Annotated in this window: 8 protein-coding genes; 2 read left to right on the forward strand and 6 right to left on the reverse strand. The window is 61.1% G+C overall.

Features of this window, described 5'->3' with window-relative positions; genetic code table 11:
* Nucleotides 1-114: 114 nt before the first annotated feature.
* From LKK40_RS08650 to LKK40_RS08660, 3 genes are all read right to left on the reverse strand, one after another.
* Nucleotides 115-762, reverse strand: coding sequence for an anthranilate synthase component II (locus LKK40_RS08650; RefSeq protein ID WP_152581479.1), 648 nt, complete (start codon nucleotides 760-762; stop codon nucleotides 115-117).
* Nucleotides 763-1,023: 261 nt separating this feature from the next.
* Nucleotides 1,024-2,307: a class E sortase gene (locus LKK40_RS08655; protein ID WP_304310280.1), complete on the reverse strand. Its 1,284-nt coding sequence runs from the start codon at nucleotides 2,305-2,307 to the stop codon at nucleotides 1,024-1,026.
* Nucleotides 2,304-3,065 (reverse strand): DUF881 domain-containing protein, encoded by a 762-nt coding sequence (locus tag LKK40_RS08660; protein WP_152581481.1) that lies wholly within the window; start codon nucleotides 3,063-3,065, stop codon nucleotides 2,304-2,306. The genes LKK40_RS08655 and LKK40_RS08660 overlap by 4 nt, the downstream gene beginning before the upstream one ends.
* A gap of 87 nt (nucleotides 3,066-3,152) precedes the next feature.
* On the opposite strand from LKK40_RS08660, the gene crgA reads away from it, so the two are divergent.
* On the forward strand, nucleotides 3,153-3,644 hold the full coding sequence (crgA, locus tag LKK40_RS08665) for a cell division protein CrgA (RefSeq protein ID WP_434735012.1): 492 nt from the start codon (nucleotides 3,153-3,155) through the stop codon (nucleotides 3,642-3,644).
* 1,084 nt (nucleotides 3,645-4,728) lie between these two features.
* Here crgA and LKK40_RS08670 read toward each other — a convergent pair.
* Nucleotides 4,729-5,439 carry a rhomboid family intramembrane serine protease gene (locus LKK40_RS08670; RefSeq protein ID WP_304310281.1) on the reverse strand — a complete coding sequence of 237 codons (711 nt, stop codon included), beginning with the start codon at nucleotides 5,437-5,439 and terminating at the stop codon, nucleotides 4,729-4,731.
* A gap of 142 nt (nucleotides 5,440-5,581) precedes the next feature.
* Here LKK40_RS08670 and LKK40_RS08675 point away from each other — a divergent pair, with 142 nt between their 5' ends.
* Entirely contained in the window at nucleotides 5,582-5,800 is a 219-nt protein-coding gene (locus LKK40_RS08675; protein ID WP_152581484.1) for a hypothetical protein, read from the forward strand.
* 253 nt (nucleotides 5,801-6,053) lie between these two features.
* Here the strand turns inward: LKK40_RS08675 and LKK40_RS08680 are convergent, their stop codons facing one another.
* Together LKK40_RS08680 and LKK40_RS08685 are read right to left on the reverse strand one after the other, a co-directional pair.
* Entirely contained in the window at nucleotides 6,054-7,424 is a 1,371-nt protein-coding gene (locus LKK40_RS08680) for an MFS transporter (RefSeq protein WP_304310282.1), read from the reverse strand.
* Nucleotides 7,425-7,881: 457 nt separating this feature from the next.
* On the reverse strand, nucleotides 7,882-8,492 hold a 611-nt coding region (locus LKK40_RS08685), incomplete at its 5' end, for a glycogen/starch/alpha-glucan phosphorylase (protein WP_304310283.1).

The raw sequence follows: 8,492 nt of genomic DNA on the forward strand, positions 1-8,492 counted from the left end.
GTTTTACGTCACAAACTCCGCATAATGGCTAAGAAGATGTAGGGGTTACGCCGTTTGCACGCCGTTTGCACGCCGGCTGTTGCGTAGTTGCCCACGGCAACCGCACGATTGCGATTATCGAGCCGCGACCTTGGGCTGCAGGCCCTGGGAGCGCTCGACGGCATCGCTCTGGCCGCAGATGGCGAGCCAGTTTGCCAGCAGGCGGTAGCCGTCCTGGGTCATCACCGATTCGGGATGGAACTGCACGGCGAACAGCGGCAGGTCCTTGTGCTTGAGCCCTTGGATGATATGGTCGTCCTTGGTCCATGCGGTGACCACGAGATCGTCGGGCACGGAATCCGGCTCGACGGCGAGCGAATGGTAGCGGGTCGCGGTCATCGGCTCGGCCACACCGGCGAACACCGCGTCATCGACATGCTCCACGACGCTCGTCTTGCCGTGCATAATCGTCGGGGCGTGGTCCACCGTGGCCCCATACACTTCGGCGAGCGCCTGCAAGCCGAGGCAGACGCCGAACATCGGCGTGCGCGTCGTAGCGCACAGCCGGATAAGCCCTTCGCTGGCCCCGGAATCCGCCGGAGCGCCCGGGCCGGGCGAGATCAGCACGCCATCATACCCGTCGAGCACACTAGGCGCGGAGGCGTCGATCGCATCGTTGCGCACCACGTCGACGGTGGCTCCCAGCGTCTTGAGATAGCCGACGATCGTGTACACGAAGGAATCGTAGTTGTCGACCACGAGGATATGCGCGGAATCGGTCATAATCGCCCTCTGCCTGTGTTGGAGTTGCTGGCCGGCGTGCGCCGCCGACCTTTCGACGCCATTGTAGTCCAAAGGCGGCAAGCTGCGCGCGAATCGGCCATGGGTGTGGAAACTATGCGATTACAGAACAGTAGCTTGCACTTTGTTCAGAACGCCTTGGTCGATTTTGTCTTACTTCGATTTGGCACTCGTTGACTTCGCGACCTTAGCGGTCGCTCAGCATCGCCTACGAACAAGCCACTGGCTTGTTCGCTTAACGGCTCAGACAGTTACATAATTCGACATCGCGCGCAGGTACGGGATGGTGCTCGCGGCCCAAGGGTAGGCCCATTGCATCAGCGCCGCAATGCCTGCGACCAGCAGCAACAGCAAGAGCAGTACGCGTATCGGGGCCACGCCCGGCTGCCAGCGCAGCAGGGTGCCGTAGATGCTGATGTCGGGCCTGCGGCGGCGACGCTGATGGATGTCGCGCAGGACAGGCCAGCGCCAGGCCACGGCGGCCGCAATGAACAGGACGAGGTAGATGGTAAGCGTCACCGCGATAACCGGCTGCAGCGAAGGCAGTCTTGCGGCGAGCGAGGGCTGCTCGTTGCTGGTGAATTTCACCGCTCCCGAAGCGTCGGTCGTGGCAAGCTCCTTGGGTACGCCGTCGGAGACTTTCGCCCAGTAATCAAGCTCGCCGTAGCTGATCCAGCGGTGCGTCGGCGTGGTGTACTTCGGCTCGCAGGTCGTCAGCGTAATCATGCGCTTGGTGGGGGGCGCGAAGGGATTCTCCGGGTTCGGCGCGACCACGTCGCCCTGCGTCGGCAGCACGATGCGGTAGCTCGTTTGCCGGTAGACGTACCAGTAATCCTTGGTGCGCAGGATGATCGGGTCGCCGACTTCAAGCTTATCGATGTCGCCCAGCGGCTGCCCGTAGCCGTTGCGATGGCCCGCGATGGCCATATTGCCGACCTGCCCGGGCATCTGCGTCTGCTCGTAATGCCCCATGCCGTGCTTGTTGAGCTGCACGGGGTCGGTGCCCTGCACGACGTTGCGGTTCCATTGCTCGCCGAAGCGCGGGATGTAGATCTGCGCGACCAGATCGCCGACATTCGCACTGGCAGGCTGCACCGGCGGCTCGCCCGGCTGCGCCTTGGCGATTTGCAGTTTCCCGCCATTGCCGGGAGCCGACCACGCGGCCGACTGCCGGGTCTGGTCCTGCGCGCGCTCGGATTCGACGCCCGTCCACCACATCTGCCAGGCGATGTACAGGCCGCACAGCACCGCCAGCGTGAGCAGCAGCTCGGCGATGATGCCGAGCAGCTGCCACCCTGCGCCCGAGCGGCGACGCGACACGTCGTGATGTCCCTGAGCGCCCGACGCCGCACCGGCACCCCTTGCGCCGGCATTTCCTGCGCCGACGCCTGCAGCGCCTTCGACACCCGCAGCATTCCCGGGCATATCGGCAGCGCCGCCCATATCAGCGGCATCGGCCACATCGGCCAGCTCATCTTCCAAAGCGGCACGGGCGGGCGCGCCTGCGGCGTGGGAACCATGCTTCATTGCTGCTTCGATCCTTCCTGCGGCACGGTGGCGTAACGCAACGGCTGCAGCAGCGCCGCCTCAGGGAAGCGCTGCGTGTCCTTGTCCTCGACCTTCCAGCCTAGGCCATAGGCGCGCACGTACTCCTTGTAGGTCTGTATGGCGCTTGAATCGTTCAGCGCCTGCGTGAGCGCGTCCGGGTCGCCTATCGCCGAAACGGTGTAGGGCGGCGAATACTGCTTGCCCTGCAGCGTAAGGATATTGCCGGTGCAGCGCACTGCGGTGTTGAACAGCACGCGCTGGTCCTGAATCATCATCGCCTCGGCGCCGCCGTGCCACAGCGCGTTGACAACGGCCTCGATATCCTGCTGGTGAATCACGTAATAGTCGATGTCGACGGAGGAGCCGGAGTCGCCCACGGTCTTCTGCCACAGGGAGGAGTCGTTCAGCGTCACCGCGATGCCAGGCCCCTCGACTGCGGGAAGCAAGGTCGCCGAGCCGGCGTCATCGCTCGATCCGCTGGTGGTGCTGGCATTGCCCGATGTCATCTTGTTTAGGGTGTCGACCTGCGAGGCGAGGCCGTTGACCTCATGCTGCAGCGTATTCACCTGATTGACGCGCTGCTCCACCAGCTGCGAGGTGTCAGAGGTGACCGTGGTGCTGCGGTTCACGCGCAGATTCGTCATCAGCAGGTAGCCGGAGAACGCGACGACCACGAAAACGACGAGACCGCCCATCTTCGAGCGCCTCGCCCCATGTTTTCCGGCCTGTTTCGCCATATTCGCCACATTTCCCTCGCCGATAGTCGCCGGTTTCGAGTCTAACCACTATTATGATTTCTAGCCTATCGAATGGAGACTACGCTTATGGCTGACGAAGAGCTGCACAAAACCGGCGCGAACGACCCTGGAAGCCAGGTGGACTGGCAGTCAGACGCCGAGGACGCGCATACCGCGCAGCCGGGCGATGACGCGAACACAGACGCGATTACGGATACGAAGGACGCTGCAGAGGGCGCGGCAAAGAGCGATGAAGAGGACTACGGCATCCCGATGGACAAGGTCGAAGCCGTGCTCAACGCCAGCATCGACCAGTCGGCCATGACCCCGCAGATGCAGCGCATGGTCCGCCGCCAGGAGGAGAACACCCGCCGCGTCGAGGAGACCATCAAGGGCACCAAGGCGAACCCAACCTGGTTCGTGCCGCTGTTCTGCATCCTTATGGTCATCGGCCTGGCGTGGGCCGTGGTCTACTACCTCACCGGCAGCTACCCCATCCCCCACATCGGCGCATGGAACCTCGCTGTCGCCTTCGCCATCCTCATGGTCGGCTTCCTCATGACCATGTGGTGGCGCTGAGTCATTGGGTTACTGAGGCGCTGAACCACTGAGTTCTTGAGTCACAGCGTCCATCTTCTGATCTCAGCAGCATTCTGTGGTGCGAGACAGCAATATGAATCGCACCTCGCTGTTTCGCACCACAGCGCATACATCAAGTCGCCCATTTAGCAGTTAACCGCGCCGTTTTTAGCCATCCGTACCTTCAACCGCCGCGCCTTCCAACCACCCGTGCCTTCCAGTCGGCTATGCCTTCGAGCAAGCCAAACAATAGCTCCGCACACCGCCTAGCGAATCTATTAAGCACTTTCTGTCAATTTTCACCGATACATGTGTTGTAACGCACACATACCAAATCTTAAAAACGTTGGTATTCCGCCAAAACGATAGGCACCGGATTTGCGGTCTACTTTGCGAAGTGCCTAATAAACGAAAAAAGTGCTTAATAGATGGTTGAAGCAGTTTTGCAGCGGCGTCTTCGCTCATCTAGCCCGACCGTTACCGGTCCCATACACGTATTCAGCACTTTTTTCGTCTATTAAGCACATGCGAAAGTAGACGCCGGTCACGCCTTGCGCGAGATGCCTACAATTCCGCCATTTTGCGATGTGCTGCGATGACTGCAGAAGACCCTCGAAGGCGGTTTCGCCCGGCAATCTGCTTAGTAGATGATGAGTAGACGGATGGCGGCGCAGCAGCAAGAGCCGTCGCTATTCAGCGATTCCCAGAGCCGCACATATGCTCCTTGCGCTGGATGCATAGGAAATCCAAAACTTGCGTCGCTGCCCATACTGAGGGGTACTGCGATGTCACAACGGCAGTAGTTATCCACATTTGCTTATGCACATTGTCCACAATGGTGGAATCGTTGGGAATTCGGGCTTTTCGGATAGCTGAGTGGATAATTGGGCGACTTTTCCACAGGTTATGCCCGGCAATGCCCATGTTATCCACAATGTTGTCCACCGATGTGGAAAACTACATGTGTGTTATTTGCGCTCGTATACCCAGTCGCGGTGCCCGTATCTCAGCGGCAATACCTGCACAGGGAATTCTGCATAGCTGCATATCGGTATAGCCACGTCCATCCGACGCGCGACTATGCTCACATCGCGAACTTCGCGCACAGCACGATAACGGCAGCCAACACCACGACCATCGCACCGCCGTACGTCCACATGCGAGCGCGCATCGAGGCATGCTGCAAACCGGGCATGCGCGACACCAGCAGCACGGTGAGCAGCCCGCCCACGACGAACCCGCCGGCATGCGCCTGCCATGCGACATTGGGAATGACCAGCGGCATGGCGAAGTTGATTGCCATCCAGATCAGCATCGAACGCAGCTCGACGCCCATGCGCCGGTATACGACCAGCAGGGCTGCGAACAGGCCGAACAGCGCTCCCGAAGCGCCATACGCGCTCACCGACCAGTCCGCCCGCGCCCATGCCCACAGCGAAAGGCCCGCAGCCCCGCCTAGGCCTGAGATCAGGTAGAGCCCCAAGTAGCTCCAATGGCCCATCATGCGCTCCAAAGTCGGGCCGACCATCCACAGCGTCAGCATGTTGAAGCCCACATGCATGGGGTTCTGCGCGTGCAGGAACAGCGAGGTCAGCCAGCTCCACGGGTGCGCAACGGCGAGATACGGCGCATACAGGCCGCCGCCCACCACGCTCGCATACAGCGAGGGCGAAAGGTATCTGAGCACGACCTCAAGCAGCCACGCGGCCATGCAGATGGCGATGATCGCCTGCGTGACGACGGGGCCGCCGTGGTGCCAGTCGTATCGGATGCTGCGCATGCTCAAGTTAGCCATTGCTCCACTCTACCGGGCAGCCGAAACCGACATATCGACGTTGTTGCGCAACTTTCCACTCAATCGTCACAAACAAACCCCTATGATAGGAACAGGAATCGGTTTGGACGTGCAAGCCGATGCGATCGGGAAAGGAGCCGTCATGGAGAATAAGTCTTCTAACGGTTGGAAGTTCTTCGCGCTGCTCTTCGGAGCGGCACTCGCGGCAGTCGTCGGACTGTACATCTACAAGCAGCAGAATCCGGATTATGATCCGTGGGAGGAGCCTTGGGAAAACAGCTCTTCGCCGGTCGATCTGGGACTTGCCAAAGACAGTGAGGAGCCCGAGGAGGACGAGGCCGCTGAGGCCGCCACGGACTGATTCGGACTGATGGATTCCGACTGCTGACTTCCGGATTCCACACCGTTAGCGAAGACCCCCGCATCGCGCGTTAGGTTGTTGTCTGCAGATTGCCTGCCCAATCACTTGGGATTGCAATAACGGCATTGCCTACGTCGATACGGGGGCTTTTGCATGCCCAAAGAAGGCCATCACATAGCGCTTGTCCTGCACCGGTTTCGACACCGATGCAGGACAAGCGGAACACAACTCAATAAGGGCAGTCGCTCACAGCCTAGCCAATCGACTTGCGCGAGGTCTCGGCGCCGAACACGCCGACGACGAGCATTGAAACGATGGCGATGGCGCTGATCGAGACGAAGATGGATGTGGTGCCCCATGCGGTCAGCATCCAGGCAACGGCCATCGGCATAAGCACGTTGAGCAGTTTGGCGACGGCATTGGCGAAGCCGACGCAGCGGAAGCGCACTTTGGTGCCGAAGAGTTCGGGCGCGTAGACGGCCACGACCGAGGCCATCAGCGTGTACAGGCACACCATGAGCAGGAAGCCGACGATGATGGCGGACACGGCGGATGTCTGGTAGGCGTAGAGCATGCCGAACACGCCAGTGAAGAGGAATGCGGGCACAATGGTGCGCTTGCGGCCGATGCGGTCGATGAGCAGGGAGCCGACCAGGCAGCCGACAGGCGCGCCCACCATCATCAGCGTGGAGGTGAACAGCGAGCTGGACAGATTGATGCCGCGCTTGAACAGAATCGTCGGCACCCACGACGTGAAGGCATACGAGCACACATTGGTGGCGCTGACGGCCACTATGGCCACGAGCAGGCTAATGCCGAGCGAGCGGCCGCCGGCATTGCGTGAGGAATCAGCAGCAGCCGAAGACTGCGCGGACTGCGGCTCGGAACCATTGCTCTCAAGCTGCTTGACAATGGCATCGGCCTCGGCGTAGCGGCCATGCACGGCGAGCCAGCGCGGCGATTCGGGTATGTCGCGGCGCAGCCACCAGATTACTGCCGCTGCAAGGCCGACGCCGACGAACAACGGCCGCCACGACCAGCGCGGAATGACCCATGCGCACAGCAGCATGGCAATCGGCACGCCGCAGTTGGCGACCAGGGAAACCATCGCGCACCAGTGCCCACGGCGATTCATCGGCGCGAACTCGTTGACCATCGCGAAACCGGTGACGATTTCCGCGCCCAAGCCCAGGCCAGCCCCAAGGCGGCAGAGCGACAGCACGGCCATATTCGGCGCGAAGGCACCAAGCAGCGTGAAGCCGCCGAAGAGCAGCAGGTTGATCTGGTAGGCGGTGCGCCGGCCTTTGAAATCGCCGACGAAGCCTGCCAGCAGCGAGCCGATCAGCAGCCCTAAGAAGCCTGCGGACATGAATGTGGAATTCTGCGCGACCGTCGACCAGTGCGTCGACAGGGCGCTGCTCGCGACGGCGCTGCCCAGGTAGACGTCGATGCTGTCCATCAGTATGCCAGCGGCGATCAGCGCGGCGATGCGGTGGAACATCGCGGTTTCATGCGCGCGATCTATACGCGAGATAATATCCTGTACTTCGGCTGAATCTCCTGCCACGCGCCGCTCGGACGCCGTGGCGGACTCGCCGGAAATCTGCTGTGCTGCAGCAGTCATAATCAATGCTTCTTCTCTACACAAGCCCATATCCAGCCAGCTTTCGGCTGGCTTTCGGCGGGAAGATTCACGCCTCACCAAAAGTGCTATGGGCGAACTCTCGACGTGACCGACGACCACCCGCCATCCCATTGTGTGGGAGGCCGATGCGCGCCGCATCATCGCCTTGAATTCCTCACGACAGTGCAATCGTTATGCAATCGCACCTCGCATAGCCATCCACTATAGCGCCGGGCAGGACTTTGGCTCGGCGGCTCTGCGCTCGGCGACTTGCCCGGCACTCACGAAAGTACGCATGACAAAGCCCCCGCCACTACACGGATACCGTGTGGTAGCAGGGGCTTGCCCTATGTAGGTCAGCTGTCAGTGACGCAGATTAGCGACTCAGCGAAGTCGCAAACTCAACGACTCAACAAAACCGCAAACTCAGCAACACGAACTCAGCAGCGCAAACTCATCACTCGCCGAACGGGCCGGTTTCCCAGATGTCGCGCAGGTAGTCGTCAATGGCGCGGTCGGAGCTGAAGAAGCCCGAGTTGGCGACGTTGAGCAGGGCCTTGCGGCTCCATTCGAGCGGCTCACGGTACAGGGTCTCGATTTCGCCCTGGATGTCCATGTAAGCGCTGAAGTCCGCCAAGGTCATGAAGTAGTCCTTGTTCAGCCAGTCGGTGACGAGCGGCTCATACAGGCCCTTGTCACCTTCCGAGAAGGTGCCGTCAGCGACCATGTCCACGGCCTGCTTGAGGCGCGGATCGGCCTCGTAGTAGGACTTCGGCTCGTAGCCCTTGGCGTAGAGCGCCTCGACCTCGTCAACGGTCATGCCGAAGAGGAAGAAGTTCTCGGCGCCGACGCGCTCGCGAATCTCGACGTTCGCGCCATCGAGCGTGCCGACAGTCATCGCGCCGTTGAGGGCGAACTTCATGTTGCCGGTGCCCGAGGCTTCCTTGCCGGCCTGCGAGATCTGCTCGTCGAGGTCGGTCGCGGGGATGAGGTGCTGCGCGAGGCGGATGTTGTAGTTCCAGGGGTAGTACACGGCCAGCTTGCCCTTGACGTCCGGGTCGTTGTTGA

Origin of the sequence: Bifidobacterium tibiigranuli (assembly GCF_022655035.1) — a bacterium.
Taxonomy (GTDB): Bacteria; Actinomycetota; Actinomycetes; order Actinomycetales; family Bifidobacteriaceae; genus Bifidobacterium; species Bifidobacterium tibiigranuli_A.